The sequence below is a fragment of the Marinobacter sp. genome (genome assembly GCF_052094685.1).
Classification (GTDB): Bacteria; Pseudomonadota; Gammaproteobacteria; order Pseudomonadales; family Oleiphilaceae; genus Marinobacter.
The window spans coordinates 1-18,982 of record NZ_JBQDKB010000073.1 but is presented as its reverse complement, the minus strand read 5'-3'; the positions used below and the strand labels follow the sequence as shown (position 1 = coordinate 18,982).

At 53.7% G+C, this 18,982-nt stretch carries 18 protein-coding genes; 8 read left to right on the top strand and 10 right to left on the bottom strand.

From position 1 onward, the window contains the following. Positions 1-210: 210 nt before the first annotated feature. A complete protein-coding gene (gene sfsA, locus ACTH3S_RS13755) occupies positions 211-942 on the top strand; it encodes a DNA/RNA nuclease SfsA (RefSeq protein ID WP_441809576.1) in 732 nt (243 codons plus the stop codon). On the opposite strand, the gene ACTH3S_RS13750 is transcribed toward sfsA, so the two are convergent. Together ACTH3S_RS13750 and ACTH3S_RS13745 are read right to left on the bottom strand one after the other, a co-directional pair. Beyond that, positions 926-1,297 carry a Rieske (2Fe-2S) protein gene (locus ACTH3S_RS13750; RefSeq protein WP_441809575.1) on the bottom strand — a complete coding sequence of 124 codons (372 nt, stop codon included), beginning with the start codon at positions 1,295-1,297 and terminating at the stop codon, positions 926-928. The genes sfsA and ACTH3S_RS13750 overlap by 17 nt on opposite strands. Further along, positions 1,294-2,835, bottom strand: a complete 1,542-nt coding sequence (locus tag ACTH3S_RS13745; RefSeq protein WP_441809580.1) for an AAA family ATPase — start codon at positions 2,833-2,835, stop codon at positions 1,294-1,296. Before ACTH3S_RS13745 ends, ACTH3S_RS13750 begins: the two co-directional genes overlap by 4 nt. 156 nt (positions 2,836-2,991) lie before the next feature. Between ACTH3S_RS13745 and mrcB the strand changes: the two genes are divergently transcribed. Together mrcB and ACTH3S_RS13735 are read left to right on the top strand one after the other, a co-directional pair. Beyond that, positions 2,992-5,322 carry a penicillin-binding protein 1B gene (gene mrcB, locus ACTH3S_RS13740; RefSeq protein ID WP_441809574.1) on the top strand — a complete coding sequence of 777 codons (2,331 nt, stop codon included), beginning with the start codon at positions 2,992-2,994 and terminating at the stop codon, positions 5,320-5,322. After that, the gene (locus tag ACTH3S_RS13735) at positions 5,319-5,888 is read left to right on the top strand and encodes a tetratricopeptide repeat protein (protein WP_441809573.1); all 570 of its coding nucleotides are present in this window, start codon (positions 5,319-5,321) and stop codon (positions 5,886-5,888) included. Before mrcB ends, ACTH3S_RS13735 begins: the two co-directional genes overlap by 4 nt. A 63-nt stretch (positions 5,889-5,951) precedes the next feature. On the opposite strand, the gene ACTH3S_RS13730 is transcribed toward ACTH3S_RS13735, so the two are convergent. The 6 genes from ACTH3S_RS13730 to ACTH3S_RS13705 form a co-directional block, all read right to left on the bottom strand. Next, a complete protein-coding gene (locus ACTH3S_RS13730; protein ID WP_441809572.1) occupies positions 5,952-6,872 on the bottom strand; it encodes a lipase family alpha/beta hydrolase in 921 nt (306 codons plus the stop codon). A 206-nt stretch (positions 6,873-7,078) separates the two neighbouring features. Next, complete coding sequence (gene hemL / locus ACTH3S_RS13725) at positions 7,079-8,359, bottom strand: glutamate-1-semialdehyde 2,1-aminomutase (RefSeq protein WP_441809571.1); 1,281 nt, start codon at positions 8,357-8,359, stop codon at positions 7,079-7,081. Between the two features lie 15 nt (positions 8,360-8,374). Further along, positions 8,375-9,034, bottom strand: coding sequence for a thiamine phosphate synthase (thiE, locus tag ACTH3S_RS13720; protein WP_441809579.1), 660 nt, complete (start codon positions 9,032-9,034; stop codon positions 8,375-8,377). Further along, positions 9,031-9,789, bottom strand: a complete 759-nt coding sequence (gene thiD / locus ACTH3S_RS13715) for a bifunctional hydroxymethylpyrimidine kinase/phosphomethylpyrimidine kinase (protein WP_441809578.1) — start codon at positions 9,787-9,789, stop codon at positions 9,031-9,033. Before thiD ends, thiE begins: the two co-directional genes overlap by 4 nt. A 42-nt stretch (positions 9,790-9,831) precedes the next feature. Continuing rightward, on the bottom strand, positions 9,832-10,254 hold the full coding sequence (gene hemJ / locus ACTH3S_RS13710) for a protoporphyrinogen oxidase HemJ (protein ID WP_441809570.1): 423 nt from the start codon (positions 10,252-10,254) through the stop codon (positions 9,832-9,834). 3 nt (positions 10,255-10,257) lie between these two features. Continuing rightward, a complete protein-coding gene (locus tag ACTH3S_RS13705) occupies positions 10,258-12,033 on the bottom strand; it encodes a chloride channel protein (RefSeq protein ID WP_441809569.1) in 1,776 nt (591 codons plus the stop codon). A 155-nt stretch (positions 12,034-12,188) separates the two neighbouring features. Between ACTH3S_RS13705 and argC the strand changes: the two genes are divergently transcribed. The 4 genes from argC to erpA all read left to right on the top strand — a co-directional run bounded on the left by argC (position 12,189) and on the right by erpA (position 14,866). Continuing rightward, positions 12,189-13,226, top strand: a complete 1,038-nt coding sequence (argC, locus tag ACTH3S_RS13700) for an N-acetyl-gamma-glutamyl-phosphate reductase (RefSeq protein WP_441809568.1) — start codon at positions 12,189-12,191, stop codon at positions 13,224-13,226. 9 nt (positions 13,227-13,235) lie between these two features. Beyond that, the gene (locus tag ACTH3S_RS13695) at positions 13,236-13,976 is read left to right on the top strand and encodes a DUF6776 family protein (RefSeq protein ID WP_441809567.1); all 741 of its coding nucleotides are present in this window, start codon (positions 13,236-13,238) and stop codon (positions 13,974-13,976) included. 2 nt (positions 13,977-13,978) lie between these two features. Continuing rightward, positions 13,979-14,449, top strand: coding sequence for a bactofilin family protein (locus ACTH3S_RS13690; protein WP_441809566.1), 471 nt, complete (start codon positions 13,979-13,981; stop codon positions 14,447-14,449). 84 nt (positions 14,450-14,533) lie between these two features. Then, positions 14,534-14,866 carry an iron-sulfur cluster insertion protein ErpA gene (gene erpA, locus ACTH3S_RS13685; RefSeq protein WP_441809577.1) on the top strand — a complete coding sequence of 111 codons (333 nt, stop codon included), beginning with the start codon at positions 14,534-14,536 and terminating at the stop codon, positions 14,864-14,866. A gap of 41 nt (positions 14,867-14,907) precedes the next feature. On the opposite strand, the gene ACTH3S_RS13680 is transcribed toward erpA, so the two are convergent. Together ACTH3S_RS13680 and ACTH3S_RS13675 are read right to left on the bottom strand one after the other, a co-directional pair. Next, positions 14,908-16,005 carry an anhydro-N-acetylmuramic acid kinase gene (locus ACTH3S_RS13680; RefSeq protein ID WP_441809565.1) on the bottom strand — a complete coding sequence of 366 codons (1,098 nt, stop codon included), beginning with the start codon at positions 16,003-16,005 and terminating at the stop codon, positions 14,908-14,910. Between the two features lie 6 nt (positions 16,006-16,011). Beyond that, a complete protein-coding gene (locus tag ACTH3S_RS13675) occupies positions 16,012-17,391 on the bottom strand; it encodes a peptidoglycan DD-metalloendopeptidase family protein (protein ID WP_441809564.1) in 1,380 nt (459 codons plus the stop codon). Positions 17,392-17,691: 300 nt separating this feature from the next. On the opposite strand from ACTH3S_RS13675, the gene tyrS reads away from it, so the two are divergent. Beyond that, a complete protein-coding gene (tyrS, locus tag ACTH3S_RS13670; protein WP_441809563.1) occupies positions 17,692-18,894 on the top strand; it encodes a tyrosine--tRNA ligase in 1,203 nt (400 codons plus the stop codon). Positions 18,895-18,982 lie beyond the last annotated feature (88 nt).

The window sequence follows — 18,982 nt, the reverse complement described above, 5'->3', positions numbered from 1 at the left end:
TCGCGTGATTGGTCTGCTGTGGTTGCCATATGACCCGGCCTCTTTTTATATACCTCACAAGAACGCTGTGCTTCCCTGCGCGCCAGCCCCCGCCGCGGCGCGGTTATTACTTGGATGAAGCAGTCGTCCTAAAACGGGATTTTGCGGAAAATAGCAGATTAGTCACGGGGGTGCCAGTCCTGTGACGCTTACTTCACTTTTGGAGAGCCTATGAAGTTTCCAGAACCACTGATTGAAGGACGTCTGATTCGACGTTATAAACGCTTTTTGGCCGACGTACGCTTGCCAGATGGCACCGCAGTAACGGCCCATTGCCCCAATACCGGATCCATGCTTGGCTGTCAGCCGGCTGACGGTAGGGTATGGCTGAGTCAGAGCAATAACCCTGCGCGTAAATTGGCCTATACTTGGGAGCTTGTAGAAACGACCCCGGGCATGTTGGCGTGTGTAAATACGGCAAGGCCCAACTCCCAGGCGCGCGGAGCCATTGAAGCCGGGCGCATCCCCGAACTTATGGGTTACAGTGATTGTCGCCCTGAGGTGAAGTACGGTGAGGAAAAAAGCCGGATTGACTTGCTGCTCTCTGGGCATGAATCGGAGCCTGATGCTTGGGTCGAGGTGAAAAATGTAACCCTTGAAGAGTCTGGCCAGGGTTTCTTCCCAGACTCAGTGACTACGCGTGGTCAAAAACACCTCCGAGAGCTGATGGCGCAGGTTGCACTCGGTGACAGGGCCGTGCTGCTTTTTGTGGTTAACCACACCGGCATTGAAACCGTGCGGCCTGCGGATCACATTGACAAGCTTTATGGCCAGCTGTTGCGACAAGCCTGTGATGCCGGTGTGGAGGTGATGGCCTATCGGGCAAGCCTGGGTGGTGGCGATGGGAATCCGTCGGGCGGTTTGGCGCTGACTGAGTCTGTGCCGGTTATTCTGGAAGTCTGACTTCCAGAAATCCGTCGTTTTCCCGTAAGTCCAGGGCCGTGAGTGCATCGCCCTGACAAGGCCCAGCAATACACTCCCCATCTCCTGGCTTGAACAGGGCGCCATGGGTGGAGCACTGAAGAAATAGGTTGTCAGTATCCATGAAGCGGCCTGGCATCCAGTTCAGTTCAACCCCCATGTGAGGGCACTGGTTCAGGTAGGCTTTGGGCGTGGTGCCGTTCAGAAACACGAAGCCTGTCAGTGGCAGTGTGTCGGCATTCTTCGCAACATCGAGCTCAGCGCCGGCCAGCGAGAATTCAAAAAACTCGCCGGCCTGTAGCGCCTGTTTAGCGCAAATGGATTGCCATTGGCTCACTTTGGGTTTAAACCAAAATGCTGCCGAATGCGATCTGCCACGGCTTCTGCTACCTGATCCTGGTCGGTGCGCAGATGGGCGGTATAGACTTTTTCATCTGCTGTCAGGGGTTCGAACCAGTCTTTCTGAGCATCCAACAGCGCTTCGGTAGCTTCTGAGGCGTCGCCTTTGCGTTTGCGCACCCAGTCTTTGCGCAGTTCGTCAGGCGCTTCGCAGTGAATCAGTGCAAAGGGCACTCCCTGGCTTTCCGCAACGGCTGCAAATAGTGCACGCTCACTCTCTTTTAGGCAGGCCGCATCGGCGATCACAGGTAGGCCTGCAGCAAGCAGATCGCTGGCCAGTGTTGCTAGACGCTGATAGGTTTTTTCATTGGCCTCTTCGGAGTATAGATTTTCCCCCGCGGGCGACTGGCTATCTTCCAGCGGAGCTAAACCATGCAGTCGCTTGCGCTCAATGTCAGATCGCACGCGAATAAGGCCCAGTTCGCCCGACATGGCGGCGCTGACACACGTCTTTCCACTGGCAGAGAGGCCGACAGTGGCCAGCAGGTAGCGGTTCGGGATACTGCTGTAGTCTTCTGCCAGCTGAGCGTAATCGCGATAGCGCTGCATCAAATCCGCTTTTTCCTCTTCGCTCAGTGCAGGGTTGGCCAGCGTGAATAGCGCAATTTTCCCCCGCACCAGCGCCCGGTATGCCTTGTAAAGGGGCAGTAAGGGTAGGGCCTCAAAATCGTCTCGGTATTCCAAATAGGTATTCAAAACCAGGTTTGCCAGAGCTGGCTCACGTCGGGATTCCAGATCCATTAGCAAAAATGCCAGATCATTGATCACGTCGATACAGCGGAAGGGCTCGCTGAATTCGATGCAATCAAACACGGTGACCTTACCGTCGTACACAGTGATGTTAGCCAGGTGCAGATCGCCATGGCATTCACGCACAAAGCCGTCGCGTTTGCGCTGTGCAATCAGATCCCGGTGGCGATCGAAGGTGCTCTGAGTCCATGCTTCAAGATTATCTAGTTGGCTGAGCAGAACCGGGTCATCAATCATTGGTCGAATCTGGTCGAAGTTTTCCTGCATGCCGGCGTATACAGATTCTGGGGTGCCCAGAGGTTTGTCGTCTGGTATTGGGTTCAGGCTGTTGTGGAAGCCTGCTACCTGTTGTGCGAGGCTAGCTAGAAGCTCTGGTTTGAGGGCGCCGGTTTCCTGCATATGGTCAAATAGCTGGTTCTGGCGGAACTGGTGCATTTTTAGCAAGTATTCAAACGGCTCGCCCTCGCCGTCGATAACGGGTTGCTCGGGGGTTCCGGTTATGGGCAGAACTTCCAGATACAAAGGTTCTGCCAGGCGCCGATTCAGGCGCAGTTCTTCATCGCAAAAGTGCTTACGGCGCGCCAGTGTAGAGAAATCAAGAAACCCGAAATCCATAGGCTTCTTGATTTTGTAGGCGTATTGGCCGGTCAAAATTACCTGAGAAATGTGAGTCTCGATAATCTGAAATCCGTCAACCGGGTGGTTGTACAGCTCGGGGTTCTGCATTGCCAGTAACAGATTGCCTGGGGGTGTTTCACTCACGGTGTGCTCCTCGCTTCCCTGAACTCGTAGATTTTTATTGGCCCATCATAACGGGCAGGTTACAGAAATAACACATAGTTGGCCTGCCTTATGTCGTGCCGGCTTCGTTATAATCCCCGGATGAAAAAAAACAGATCCCCCTCGAAGTCCAATAGAAAATCCCAAAGTAAAAACAGCCGGAACGGGCGACGCTCCTGGTTCTGGAAAATGTTTGTCCGCTTAGCTGCCGTCGGCCTGGTACTGCTGGCATGCTGGATGGTGTACCTGGATGCAGTGGTTACTTCCCGGTTCGAGGGCCGGCGGTTTGAAGTACCTTCGCGAGTGTATGCACGGCCCTTGGAGCTGTATAACGGGGCAGGTGTAAGTTCGGGAGCATTAGAGCGAGAGCTGTCGCTTTCGGGTTATCGCAAAGGCGACGGTGTAAAACCTGGCAGTTATCGCCGAAACGGCGGCCACTTTATTATTAGCACCCGAGGCTTTCGATTTCCTGATGGTAATGAGCCCAGACGAAAGCTTTCTTTGAATATATATGGCGACCGAATTCAGGACTTTTCTGTCTCTTCCGGTGATAACGCTGCAATCGTGCGGATCGAGCCGGCCCGAATTGGTGGAATCTACCCTGCGCACAAAGAGGATCGGATACTGGTGCGCCTGGATGAAGTTCCCGTTCAGCTACCCGCCGCACTGATGGCGGTGGAAGATAGGAAGTTCTATGACCATTTCGGAATTGCGCCTGCGTCTATCGGCCGCGCCATGCTGGCCAATATACGCGCAGGGCGGGTTGTTCAGGGCGGTAGCACCTTAACGCAACAGTTGGTAAAAAACTTTTTTCTCACTCGGGATCAAACGTTGCTGCGTAAGGGTAATGAGGCCTTGATGTCCATCTTGCTCGAGCTACATTATGATAAAAACGACATACTGGAAACCTATTTGAACGAAGTTTACCTGGGGCAAGCAGGCACCCGGAGTATCAACGGATTCGGGCTGGCTAGTCAGTTCTATTTTGGTGAGTCGCTGCAAGATTTGGATGTACATCAGGTTGCTCTGCTTGTGGGTATGGTTAAAGGGCCAAGCTATTACAATCCCCGCCGGCACCCAAAGCGGGCTACCCAGCGCCGAAATCTGGTGATCAGTGAGATGGAAGATGCAAATCTTATCGATTCGTCGAAAGCTGCCCGTGCTCGGGGCTTGCCCCTGGGTGTGAGCGCCAAACCGTCGTACTCAGAAAACCGTTATCCAGCCTATATTGATCTTGTGAGGCGCCATCTGGCGCGGGATTACAAAGAAGAGGATCTTCGCAGTGAAGGGCTTCGCATCTTTACTACGCTAAACCCCGCTATTCAGTATGCCGCCGAGTATGCGGTTACCGATACCTTGCCAAGGCTGGCCAGCGGCGACACCGCCGAAGCGTTGGAAGCAACTCTTGTTGTTACCGCCAAAGATACCGGCGAAGTTCTGGCGCTTGTCGGCGGCAAAGACCCGCAGTTTGCTGGATTCAACCGGGCTCTGGATGCGAATCGCCCGATTGGGTCGTTGATCAAGCCGTTTACCTACCTGACTGCGTTGGAGCAGCCAGACCGTTATACGCTGATGACCCAATTACAGGACAAGTCGTTTACCCTGGAATTTGATGACGGGCGACGCTGGTCGCCAACAAACTACGATGGCAAAGAACGGGGCGACGTGCCTTTGCACCGGGCTCTTTCCAAATCCTATAACCTTCCAGCTGTTCGGGTTGGCCTAGATGTTGGCGTTCCGGCTGTTCGCGAGACTCTGAGAGCCTTCGGTGTGGTCACGCCCATTTCTGAATACCCCTCCATGCTGCTGGGTTCGGTTTCCATGAGCCCGGTAACCGTTGCCCAGATTTATCAGGGGTTGGCCACCTCCGGGTTCAATACGCCTTTACGCACTATTCGGGAGGTGACGGATTCGGGCGGTGGAGCACTTTCGCGCTATAGCCTGGAAGTGGACCAGGTGGCAGACCCAGCTGCGGTGCACTTGTTGCAATACGCAATGCAGGAAACCATGCAGGAAGGCACAGGGCGCTCGGCTTATTATTCGGTTCCAAAGGAGTTGACGCTCGCCGGGAAAACCGGAACAACCGATGACGGTCGCGATTCTTGGTTTGCTGGGTTCAGCGGTGATTTGCTGGCAGTTGCCTGGGTAGGGCGGGACGATAATGGCCCGACGGTACTGACCGGTGCCACTGGCGCTTTGCCGGTGTGGTCGCGATTTATGGCACAGGTGCCGCAACATGGGTTTTCCCCTGTGGTGCCGGACGGGGTGAATTATCACTGGGTAGATCCCGAAAAACAGGCATTAACCGATGAGTATTGCGATAATGCGCGCCTTCTGCCGTTTATATCGGGTAGCGAGCCGACACAAACCGTGTCTTGTTCCGGTACCTTTGAGCGGAAAATTCGAGGTTGGTTTGAAGGATTGTTCCAATGAATAGGCAAGGTGTTATTCAGGTAGGTATGTTGGCAGCGTTTCTGAGCTTGGCGGGCTGTGCCTCTGGTCCGGGAGGTTCTATTTATGTACCCGCAGGGGGTTCCGACCGCGCGCCCGAACCGCCACAGACCTCGGAGGATAAGGAGCCTGAGGTCTGGAAGAAAAGTGAGCAGGCGGAAGACCAGAAGCCAGAGCAGCGGCAGCAGCGCAGCAACAAACCGAGCTACCGGGATGCCGGGGATGAGCTTTCTCCCGCAGCCCTCAGCCTGGTTCGTGAGGCGGACAACCTTTTGAAAAGCGGCGACGCGCAAGGGGCTATTGTTCGCCTAGAGCGTGCGCAACGGATCGCGCCCAGGTCGGCAGAGGTTTATTTCAAACTGTCAGAAGCTTATGTGGCCGGTAACAAGTTGGGACCCGCAGAACAGTTTACTCTGAAGGGATTATCTCTGGCAGGGAGTGATGCTCGGCTGCAGCGTGCAGGCTGGCTATTGCTGGCGGATATCCGCCGGGCCCGGGGCAACATGGCTGGAGCCAGTCAGGCAGAAGATCGAGCATCTGCACTGTAAAAAATGCAGTGATAAATCCCCCTGCCCGGAGAGCTTTCCGGGCAGGGTATAGCTTGGCCTCGTCTACAGCCCGGCATTCTTCAAACGGTTGACGTGCTGTTTGTATACCGCTTTGGGGTCTGTCTCGAACAGGCTGTGAAGGCCCAGCAGTTGGTTAACTTCATCCAAATGATTCATAAAGTAATTATCGCGAATTACCTTTCCGAAGTGATTGCTGCAGCGGCCCACGAGGCCATCATTTTGTGCAAAGCCGAACGCAAGCCTAGTGACGCCCAGCATAGCGTCTGAGGGATCCAGTATATTGGTCAGCACACCCGTGCCGCCCCATGAGTAAAAACGGATACCGTTTTCTGAATAGGCCCCTTCACCGCATGCAGAAGTTGGTAGGCCAGCAGGTGCAAAGTTGTTGAATTCAGCGCTCCCTGCTGTGGTTAATGACTGTACGGCGGAACTCATGCTTTGTTCATGATCCCCTCCTGAAAGTGCAGTGATAAGGCTGCCCAAGGCGTTGCCGAGGGAATTAGAAAGGCCTTCTGCAGGCGAGTTATGGAGGAGATCAGCCACTGGCGAGCCTTTGTGAGGCGCACCAACCGAGGTTACCGAAGCAATCAAGTCTGGACGAACTGCTGAAATATAGCGGGCGGTAGGGCCGCCATGGCTGTGGCCGATCAAGTTAACTTTCCCGTGAACAGCTGCAATGGCTTCCACCTGCGGCAACAAGGCCTCGCCACGGGCGATGGTGGTGTCGAGCGGCTGAACTTGGGTGGTATAAACGTCAGCACCATTCTTGCGAAGATCTTCAGCAATGCCGTACCAGTAATCTACCCCAACGATGGAGTCGAAACCGAACATGCCGTGAACCAGTACCACGGGGTACTGGGTGTCTGTATAGCCGGAAGGTTTTGAATTCCACCACCAGGCGGCTGAGGGGGCTGACCAAGCTATGGTCAAAGCTATTGCTATTGTTTTTATCCAAAGTTTCATTGTCATTCCTACAGTTTGAGGTTGTGTTTGTTATTCAAACTGTGGACATAATTTGATCATAAGGGCGGGCAAGTCAACGGCAGAAGAGGCAAATCGGATGCGTTGGCCCTTAAAGTGTGACGATGTTCGCGAAACTGGCTCAGCAGGACATGCTAGCGCTGCAGATCCTACCGGGAGCCAGTTCGAAAAACGGTTAATCTGTCCTTTTAAAGGGTGGCCATCACCTTTTTCGCCGCTTCCACGGTATCGGCTATGTCCTTATCCGATAATGCTGCGCTGGTAAAACCTGCCTCAAAAGCAGATGGCGCGAGGTAAACACCCTCTTTAAGCATGCCTTGGAAAAACTTCTTAAAACGTTCCACATCGCAGTTCATTACCTGATCAAAGCGGGTAATGCTCGGTTCCTCGGTGAAGAAGAAGCCAAACATTGCACCTGCGCCCTGAACCGCCAAAGGAATGCCCGCCGCATCTGCGGCCGCTTTCAGGCCTTCCCGTAGTGCGAGGGTTTTTTGGGTTAGGCGATCATGAAAGCCTGGTTCTGAAATAGCGTTCAGTGTGGCAAGGCCGGCGCACATGGCCAGTGGATTGCCACTGAGTGTGCCGGCTTGGTAAACCGGACCCAGTGGAGAAATGTGTTCCATGATTTCCCGCTTGCCACCGAAAGCGCCAACGGGCAGCCCGCCGCCTATTACTTTGCCAAGCGCCGTCAGATCTGGCGTTACGCCGTACAGCCCTTGAGCGCCGCCGAGTGATACCCGGAACCCGCTCATGACCTCGTCAAAAATCAGTACGGTTCCATGTTCGTCGCACACTTCTCGAAGGCCTTCCAGAAAGCCTGGAACCGGAGGGATGCAGTTCATATTGCCTGCAACCGGCTCTACGATAATGGCTGCAATTTGGTCGCCCATCTCTTTGAACGTTTCACGCACGCCGTCGATATCGTTGAAATCCAGAGTCAGCGTGAGCTCGGCCAGGCTGGCGGGTATGCCAGGCGAGTTGGGTACGCCTAGGGTCAGCGCGCCAGAACCGGCTTTTACCAGCAATGAGTCCACGTGCCCGTGATAACAGCCTTCAAATTTTACAATCTTGTCGCGCCCGGTATAGCCCCGGGCCAGGCGAATAGCGCTCATAGTGGCTTCTGTGCCGGAGTTCACCATACGCACGAGATCAATCGAAGGCACCAATTCGCACACTTTGCGCGCCATATCGGTTTCGATCGAGGTAGGTGCGCCATAACCAATGCCAAGATCCACCTGAGCGTGCAGGGCATCTTTGATACGCTGCTCTGAGTGGCCAAGAATCATCGGGCCCCAAGAGCCAATATAGTCGATATAACGCTGACCATCCTCGTCGTACAAGTACGCGCCTTCGGCGTGTTTGAAAAAGATTGGGGTGCCGCCCACGCCACGGAATGCGCGAACTGGGGAGTTAACACCACCGGGAATGTACTTCTGAGCCTGTTCGAACAGGGTTTCGGAGTGCGTCATTTGTAAGAGCTCCTGTTATTGGGGGGATTTAAAAAGTGGGTGGTGGCTGGCAAACAGCCTCTGAAATGCTTTTGCATTCTGTTCTGTTGCACCAAAGCTGTCCTCGAAAAGCCCACCGGCAACCGCCAGTAAGTCAGCACCTGCGCGAATAAGTCGTTCACCGTTGTCTGTGGTAATGCCGCCAATGGCGGTAACTGGCCGGTTGAATTTTTTTGCTGTGGCCAATATATCGATGGCGGCTGCTGAAGCTTCCGGCTTGGTTGAAGATGTAAAAAAACGACCGAAAGCCAAATAGTCTGCACCGCCCTCCTTGGCTGCTTTTGCTAGCGCCAAATCTGCATGGCAAGTAATGCCGATAATCGCATTATCGCCTAGCAGGCGGCGCGCCTCTGACGCAGAATCATCTGTTTGGCCGAGATGCACGCCTGCTGCGCCAACCCGTTTGGCAAGCTCCACGTCGTCGTTGATGAGTAATGGAATGTTGGCAGCAGCGCATACGGATTGCAGATTTCTGGCCTGTGCCAAGCGTTCGGCCATAGGCGCGGATTTCTCGCGGTATTGTATCATCACTGTGCCGCCGCGAATCGCCGCCTCCACGGATGCAATCAGTGTTGCCGCTGGCGTAAGCCGGCTGTCAGTAATGGCATAAAGCCCGGTTGGAACCCGTGTAATCATCGTTCCCACAAAATGCCCCGGTCTGGAACCGGTTGGCCTGTGCCCACTTCTAGTGCGTGCAAAATGGTGCGGTGCACGTAGTTTTGGGCCTGGGAAATAGCAGCGCGAGGTGAAAGCCCCTGAGCCCGACCGGCCGCAATTGCTGCGGCAAGCGTACAGCCAGTGCCATGGTACTCGCCGCCAATGCGCTCAACATCCCACGACATGGGCGTAGGGGAATGGTTGTAAAGCGTATTGGTGATGTGAATGCCGGTGCCATGGCCCCCGGTTGCAAGCACAGACCCACAGCCTTTCTCGAGCAGTTTACGCGCTGCCTCGTCTGGGTTGTCGCTCTCTCCCAGTAAGGCCAGTTCTATGCCGTTGGGGGTTATCATCTCTGCAAGCGGAAACAGCCGGTTCTTCATGGCGGCAAGTAGCTCTTCATCTGCCAGATCGCCGCCGCCTGCAGCTTTAACCACGGGGTCGGTTATAACGGGAATGTCTGGGTGCTTGCCTAGGAACTCGACCAGTACATCCACCACCGCCGCGCTGCCCAGAGCGCCGGTTTTAATTGCGTGTATGGGGGCGTCTTCAGCCACGCACTTCAGCTGTTGGCGTATCAGGTCCGGATCCACAGCTTCGGCACCGTATACATTTCGGGTGTCCTGAACAGTCAGGCACGAGAGTACAGGCAAGGGGTGGCACCCCAGTGACGTAATGGCTTGAATATCTGCTTGGATGCCGGCGCCGCCGGAAGGATCCAGGCCAGAAAGAATAAGTACCTGAGGGCGGGTGTAGTGTGTAATGGCTAGAACTCCCTAGAAAGGTTTAACAACGGCGAGAATAACAACGGCCAGTAAGATGAATACTGGCAACTCATTGAACCAACGATAAAATACGTGGCCACGGGTGTTTAAATCGTCGCGAAATACTTTGACCAGATGTCCACAAAAAAAGTGATATACGATCAGCAACGCTACGAGCACAAGCTTCGCGTGCAGCCAGCCCTGGCTGAAGTAGCCTGATACATTGTAGCTGAGCAGCCAAATGCCAAATATTACAGTGGCAAGCATCGAAGGTGTGGTAATGCCTCGATAGAGTTTTCGCTCCATTACTTTGAAGCGTTCACGCCCTGGCTCATCCTTGCAGGCAGCATGGTAAACAAACAGCCTGGGCAGGTAAAAGATGCCGGCGAACCAGCACACCAGAGAAATTATGTGAAAGGCTTTAACCCAAAGCATTCGTTAACTCCGTCGATATTGGTAGTAGCTTTCGATGTCAGATTTAAGCACCACGCCATACACCCGCTGAATCATGGGGGCCACATGGCGCTGTACGTACAAAGCTTCAGCGCTGGTCGTTTCAAACTCGTGCAGAGCCTCTTCGAGCGTGGCCTGGTATTGTACCGGTGCAATGTCACGACGGTTAGCCGGGATATCCATCAGGTCGATAGATTTCGGTGGTTCTCCTGCCTCTCCTGTTGCCATTTCCTCAGCGTCTTCCAAGTAGCGGGCCAGATCAACCGCGGGCAGCAGAGCTGTGGGGCCATTTTTTCCCTCAACTACCAACCATTTAGGTTCCGATTTAAGGGCTTTTCGAGCCTCTTCAATCGTCAATTGCCGGCTGATCCGCAGAATGCCTTTATCCATGATTGCTGCGACAGAGACCCGGCGCAGGGCCTGGATAACCGGCGAGCTCTGATAACTCAGGCCCTGACTCTTCAGTACGGTTAAGAATAACGATTTTTTTCCGAATGCTTCACTTGTGATCAGCGTGGCGGTGGTAATGACCAACATGCCCGGGAGGATGATGTTGGGGTTACGGGTTAGTTCTAGCAGTGCCATCAGTGCAGCCAAAGGCGCTTGCAGCACCGCACCCATCATTGCCCCCATTCCGAGCATGGCGTAGAAGCCGACAGAAGAAGCATGGCCAGGTAAAATCTCCCCACCAACCAACCCCAGGGCTCCGCCAAGCGTTGCGCCTATGATAAGTGTTGGGCCGATAATGCTGCTGGGCATGCCCAGGCCAACTGTTAGGGCTGTAATAACGAGTTTCGCGACCCCTACGCTCAATAGCAGCCAAAAGCCGAGCCCTCCATTCATGGTTTCATTGACTGTGTCGTAACCTATACCCATGGTTTGGGGCACGAGCACAGCAACCGGCGCCATCAGCGCGCCAGCTATAATAACGCGCAGCAAAATAGGGCGCTGGTTGAAGCGCCCCATAGCGTCGACCAGGTGTATAAAAAGTGCAGCTGAAATGCCAATAATAACGGCGATAACCAGAATCCAGGGTATCTCCAGAAACGAGTTCATGGTTAGTGCGGGAACGTTGAATGCCGGCTCTGAACCATAAACAAGCTGAGTGACTACCGCAGCACTAACGGCGGCCAGAACAATGGGCGTAAACCCAGCGATCGTGTATTCCATCATCACCACTTCCATGGCGAAAATGACCCCGGAAATAGGCGTGTTGAATGATGCAGAAATGGCAGCGGCGCAACCGCAAGCGACCAAAGTGCGTATGCTGTTATTGGGTAGCCGCATCCATTGCCCCATCAGGCTTGAAAAGGCCGCGCCTAGGTGAACAGCGGGCCCTTCACGCCCCGCAGACTGGCCGGTAACAACGGTTGTCACGCCCACAACGAACTGAATGAGAGCGCTTTTTGCCGTAATGTAGCCTTGGTGGTAGTTTAGGCGCTCCATCACATGGACCACCCCAACTTTTCGGTCATGGGTGGCAAGGTGGTGCAAAAACAGGCCAAGGCCAAGCGCACCGGCAAGAGGCAGTAATCCCCGGGTAAGAATGTCTAAGCTTTCAAAAGCTTCCGAACCCTCGCCTGGCAGGAAATGCTTTAGCGGCCATTCGATGGCCAGACGGAAAACCAGGATCACCCCTCCGGTAACCAGCCCGGATAGCAGGCCGAGAATGGCTAGCTGCGGAAGTGAATCCACGCCGGACAGTCTGCGTGTGAACACAGAGGTCAGTTTTTCGCTCATCTGATGCCAGATTTTATTCATGAGTGCCGGTGTTCCGGGACAAGAGGGTGGCCTGCCAAAGGGTTTCTCACAACATTGTAACCGTCGCTCCGTAAGCTGCAATAAGTCGTTGGTTTATCATGGTAGACTACCAAACTAAACTTCTAAATCCTGATACGACATCGCTGGAGAGCAAGTTGATTAAAGTAGGTATCGTAGGTGGCACCGGTTATACCGGCGTCGAACTGCTCAGAATTCTCGCTGTTCATCCGGAAGTTACGGTTAGCTGTATTACGTCAAGGTCGGAAGCCGGTATGCCGGTGGCCGATATGTACCCGAACCTCCGCGGACATTTTGATTTAGCATACTCCGCGCCAGACCCCAGTGTTCTGGCCGCGTGCGATCTGGTGTTTTTTGCAACACCCCACGGCGTTGCTATGGGCATGATTCCAGAGCTAATGGCGTCTGGTGTGCGGGTTGTTGATCTCTCGGCAGACTTCCGCCTTAAGGATCTACAGGTTTGGTCGCAGTGGTACGGCATGCCCCATGAATCGCCGGAGTGGGTTGAAAAGGCGGTTTACGGATTACCCGAAGTCGTTCGCGATGAGATCTCCAAGGCGCAACTGGTTGCCAATCCGGGGTGCTATCCCACGGCTGTGCAACTCGGTTTTCTACCTTTGTTAGAGCAGGGCTTGGTTGACCCATCGCGGCTGATAGCCGATGCCAAGTCCGGGTCCAGCGGCGGTGGCCGGCAGGGCAAAATCGGCATGTTGCACGGAGAGGTTGGAGAAAGCTTCAAGGCCTATGGTGCCTCGGGCCATCGCCATCTTCCGGAGATTCGCCAAGGATTGTCTGGGGCAGCTGGCACTGAAACCGGTGTTACCTTTGTGCCGCATCTTATCCCAATGATCCGTGGCATTGAGGCAACGCTGTACGCGGAGCTGAAAGATGCGGCCGATTTCGATCGCCTGCAGCAGCTGTTTGAAGATCGTTACCGCAATGAGCCGTTTGTGGATGTAATGCCTTTTGGTAGTCACCCAGAAACCCGCAGTGTGCGGGGTGCCAACTTGTGCCGCATGGCGTTGCATCGCCAGGAGCAGAGTAACGTAGTTATTATCTCATCGGTCATCGACAACCTCGTAAAAGGTGCCGCAGGCCAGGCTGTCCAGAACATGAATATCATGTTTGGCCTCAAAGAAACCCTAGGTCTTGAAGCGCCTGCATTGCTGCCCTAAGGATTACCCGTGAGCGAACAACGCAAGCCGGCCGAGGAATATGTTGTTATCCGTCATCGGCCGGGATACCGGCTACGGCAGTATATGATTCTGCTGGCGTTCACAGTGATTGCTGCGGCCGCCGGTTATGCAGCCGGGATGGCTCAGGGTGGCTTTCGCTTCACCAGTGCCGAGGCATCTAACGAACGGCTGGAGGATCAAGTCGCGACGCTGAAAACTCGTTATCGCGAGGCTCGACAGCAGCTGGTTAACCTCGAACGAGGCAAGCTAATTGATGAGCAAGCGCTGAACGAGGCCCGGACAATCATTGTCGATCTGGAAACCCGTGCTGGTGGTCTGAAGTCTGATCTCACCTTCTATAAAAATATCATGGCGCCATCCAAAACCAGCAAAGGGCTACAGGTTGATCGCTTTTCGCTGGTCAGCGATCGCCAAGCCAACGCTTATGATTTCAAATTGGTGCTAACACAGGTTGGCAACAACAAGAGTTATATTTCGGGTGTCGTGGCAGTCAACATAATCGGCATGCGTGATAATGAGAAAGAAGTCATCGCACTGCGCGATCTGTCTCAGGACATTGAAGATCTTGGCGTAAAATTCCGCTTTCGGTACTTTCAGGATGTGGAAGGTAAGCTGGCGCTGCCTGATGGTTTCGAGCCTCTTGAGGTGCAGGTGGTTGCTCAAGCGGGAGGGCGCAAATCTGCGCAAGCTGAACGCACATTCAACTGGGATGATTTAACGGAGAATTGAACATGCTTGGCAAGAAAAAGCAAAAGCCCCGCCGGCCCACAGGCAACTTTGACACGCTGATCTCATCACGCACGACCATAGAAGGCGATGTGCACTTCTCTGGTGGCTTGCATGTAGATGGCCATATTCGTGGAAAAGTGTTGGCTGAAGAGGGTAGCGATGCCGTGTTGCGGATCTCGGAGGTTGGAGAGATTACCGGCGACATAGCGGCGCCGCATGTAATCATTAACGGTACGGTTAACGGTGACGTGTATGCGACAGCCCACCTTGAGTTGGCTGAAAAGGCCGCCATTAATGGCAGCGTATACTATAACCTTATCCAGATGGCCGTAGGGTCGTCTGTTAATGGCAACCTTGTTCATCAGCGTGAGTCTTCCGGATTGCTAACACAGGATAAGGCGCCGGTTGATAGTGCTCTGTCAGGTGCAGATCTTGATGGGCTATCTAAAGATGATGGTGGAAAAACCGAATAGTTGATTGTTTTACTCAGGAATACCATACTGCCTGAGGTTCTATCACGTAATCCGGAGGCGAGCTTGAGTGTAGTTCAGCAGCAAATGGCAGCACCGCTGTTTTTCAGCGACAGCGCAGTCAATAAAGTACGTGAACTGGTTGAGGAGGAGGGCAACTCTGATCTCAGGCTTCGCGTGTTCGTTACGGGCGGTGGTTGTTCCGGGTTTCAATACGGGTTCTCATTTGATGAAAGTCAGGATGAGGAAGATACGGTTGTTGCACGGAACGGCGCGACTCTGTTGATCGATCCGATGAGCTACCAGTACCTTGTGGGAGCCACCGTCGATTATCAGGAAGGTCTGCAGGGTTCCCAGTTTGTCGTGCAAAACCCCAATGCCAGCTCTACTTGCGGTTGTGGTAGTTCGTTTACTATTTAAGTTATTGCTAATAGCCTGCGTCCGGGAAGTATATCTTGGGTTCAGGCGGGGTAGATGGCGCCAAGTATCCGGGGGCCTAAAGCTCCGGTCACTTCTGCTAGATTTCCCGGCTTGCGCTCCATCGTTTGCTGGGCCAGCCAGGCAAAGGCCGTTGGCTCTACCCATTGAGCGTCAAGGCCTAGCTCGTCGGTGTTGAGTACACGAATCGGACTGAGCGCCAGGGCGAGCTCCTTCATTAACAGCCGGTTACGCGTCCCCCCTCCGCAAGCGTAAACAACCATCGTAGGCGACTGCGGCATCTGCCTAACTGCGGTGATCACTGACAGTTGCAACAGAGTGCGCTGAACGTCTTCTGGCCGGGTTGCTTCGTGTCGCAGCACCAACGTTTTTACCCACTCGAGATTAAACTTCTCTTTCCCGGTACTTTTGGGTGGCAGGCGTTCGAAATAGGCATCTGAGAGCATATCGCTAAGCAGTGCTTGGTCGACCATCCCTTCCTCGGCCCAAAGGCCATCTTCATCGTAAGCGCGCCCGGTTTGTTCATGGCACCAAGCATCCATCAATGCGTTAGCGGGGCCAGTGTCGAACCCTGTTACCGAGCTGTCTTGGTCGGAAGGAATCCAGGTGATATTGGCGATGCCGCCTAGGTTCAGAATGCACCTATCTTGGGTTTCCGAGCCAAAGATGTGCTGATGAAATGCTGGTACCAGTGGCGCGCCCTGTCCACCTGCAGCCATGTCCCGGCTGCGAAAGTCCCCCACCGTTGTGATTCCGGTCTTTTCCGCAATGATTGAGGGGTTGCCCACCTGAAGAGAGAAGCGGCCGAGGCCTGAAGGTTGGTGGCGCAGAGTCTGTCCGTGGCTTCCAATTGCACGAATGGAGGATCTTTCTATGCCAGAATTGCGGATTAGGCTTTCCGCTGCGTCAGCAAATAGTGTTCCCGTTAGGGTATCAAGCTCCCCGACTTCATCGGGCGTTGCTTGGTTCTGGCTTGCAAGCACCAATCGTTGGCGTAAGTTCTCGGGGTAGGGTATGGAGTGTGTCTCGTGGATGCGGACAGTTTTGTCCTGAAAGGACACCAGCACGGCGTCTATGCCGTCCATGCTGGTGCCGGACATTAGTCCGATCCAAGTGTCCACTGGGCCTCAGTCTTCCGGGGCTAGAGCGAGGTGCTGGTAGTTAGACCTGAACGCGTCAAACTGGGCAACCTGCTGAGCGGTAAATTTTTTGAAGCGAGCCATTTCAGAGGCAGGGATAGGCTGAGCGTCTGGCAGTTTTACTGTCCGAGAGTTACGCGGCGAGCCATTAACCCGAAATTCGTAGTGCAAGTGTGGACCGGTTACCATGCCCGATGAGCCCACGTAACCGATGGTTTCGCCTTGCTTTACTCGTGCTCCGGTTTTCATGCCTTTGCCGATTCGGCTCATGTGCGCGTACAGGGTTGTGATGTTGTCGCCGTGCTTTAAAACAACGGTACGACCATAGCCGCCTTTCCATCCGGAAGACTGAACTCTGCCATTACCCGCGGCCTTGATTGGTGAGCCTGGAGGTGCAGCGTAGTCCGTACCTTCGTGTGGGCGGACAACGTCCAAAACCGGGTGGCGACGCTGGAGGTTGAATGGCGAAGAAATGCGTGCGCTGATGGGGGTGCGCAGAAAAGCTTTGCGCATGCTCTTGCCATCTGGCGCGTAGTAATCACTGTCGCCGTTGCTGTCGGTATACAGCAGAGCAATGTTTTCTTCTCCCCGGTTTATAAAGCGGGCTGACAGGATGCGGCCGGTGTTGAATTTTTCTCCGTCAAGATGCAGTTCCTCGTAGACCACTTCAAATCGATCACCTTTGCGAACATCGTAAACGAAATCGATGTCCCAGCCGAAAATTCCGGCCAATTCCATTGTCAGTCGATCGTTGAGTCCAGCTTCCCGAGCTGCGAGGTAAAGCGAACCATCAATAGTGCCGGAAGCAAAGGTTGGCTTGGGCTCAGGCTTCCGCATTTCCGTTTGGCCTTTAAAAGATCCTTCCTGCTTCTCAATCTTCAGGGTTTCCAGCCGGTTGCGTTGGAGTTCAACCGCGGCAATCTCGCCTTCTCCGTCGGTTGCAAAGCGGATAGTCTCTCCAGCATAGAGGCGTTGCAGTTTATCGGCCTCTCCTTCGCCGTGAATAACAGAGAGCATGATACCGTCATTGAATCCTGCCTTCTTAAAGAGTGAAGACAGGGTGTCGCCTGATTTGATGTCAAATGTTTGCCAGGCTAAGCGAGGCGTAAGCGCTGGACTTGCCTGCTCAGGCATTTGCGGTGCTGCCTCAGGTTGAATCTCGGCAACGACCTTCTCAGGAGAGACTTCAGGTTTTTGCTGCGGCTTTTTCGAGATGATCTCCGACGCCTTGCCCTGTTCGAGATCCAGGGTGTAGGACATTCGCTTGGCCTCAACATCTGCGCTGGGGCTCATCAAAATAGCGGCGGTCACTACAACTGTGGTAGCGGCAGCAATGGTAATGTGGGTTTTTGGAAACATTTTAAGCACGTATCGCATCCGTTTTAATCGGTATTCCGGCAGCCTGTGCTGCCTAATTAAAGCTGTTGTTCACGCATAGACCGACAGATTACCGTATAAAAAGTATGTGGAACAGCGCAGAACATTACGGTTGTTGCGCTACCGGCCGGATTTATTGTCGCGTCATTGATATAATACGCGCGCCCAGACTGCATGTTTTGTTTAAAAACTGAGCATTTATACTGTAGCAGGGTGCCGGGTAACTCTCAGATTTCTTTTGTTGAAGTCTGTAACTGATAATTCGTGAAACTGATTGGGGATAAAGAATTCATGGCATCTATTGATGAAGCGCTTGCCATTATCAAGCGAGGCATAGACGAGCTGATACCCGAAGACGATTTGATTGCGAAGTTGAAGGAAGGTCGCCCTTTGCGTATTAAGGCGGGTTTTGATCCGACGGCCCCTGATCTGCATCTCGGGCATACAGTACTCATCAATAAATTGCGCCAGTTTCAGGATCTTGGTCATGAGGTCATTTTTTTGATCGGTGATTTTACCGGAAAGATTGGTGATCCTTCCGGTAAAAGTGCTACCCGTCCGCCGCTGACGGATGAGCAGGTGGCGCAAAATGCGATTACCTATAAAGAGCAGGTGTTCAAGATTTTGGATCCCGAGAAAACCCGGGTTGCCTTCAACTCCGAGTGGATGAGCAAAATGGGTGCGGCGGACATGATTCGTTTGGCTGGGCAATACACCGTTGCGCGAATGCTGGAGCGAGATGATTTTACCAAGCGATATCGTGCAGAGCAGTCGATCGCCATTCACGAGTTTCTCTATCCGTTAATACAGGGTTATGACTCAGTTGCGCTGGAGGCGGATGTTGAGCTGGGTGGCACAGACCAAAAGTTCAATCTGTTGATGGGGCGTATATTGCAGAAGCAATACGGCCAAGCACCGCAGGCTATCCTGACGGTGCCGATTCTTGAAGGATTGGATGGCGTTCAGAAGATGTCAAAGTCCTTGGGTAACTATGTGGGTGTTAATGACGCCCCCGGGGAAATGTACACCAAGCTGCTCTCTGTGCCTGATGAGTTGTTGTGGCGTTATTTTGAGTTGCTGAGCTTTCGCCCGCTAGCTGAGGTGGATGAATTCCGTAAGTCTGTAGAAGGCGGAAGCAATCCCCAAGATTTTAAAAAGCTGCTGGCGGAAGAGTTGATTGCTCGGTTTCATAGTGAAGAGGCTGCTAAAACGGCCCACAAGTCGGCTGGTAATCGTGTTGGACTCGGGGATATCCCTGAAAATGTACCTTCCGTAGTAGTTTCCCTGGAGGGACAATCGGAGATGGCGATGGCTTCTGTGTTACGGATGGCAGGGCTGGTAAAGAATGGCGCGGCCGCTCGGGACGTTCTCGGTCGTGGTGCCGTATTTGTTGATGGTCAGCAATTCGAAGGCGGTCGAGTGTTCGTCGAGGGCGATAGCTGCGTTATTCAGGCTGGCAAGAAGAAGATTGCCCAGGTATTGATTACGGCGTGATCGATTCCTGGCCGTTTTGAGTTTTTTTCAAGATGGCCGTTGACACCTTCGCTCAGCTCTGTAGAATGCGCATCTCGCTTGAGGGGCA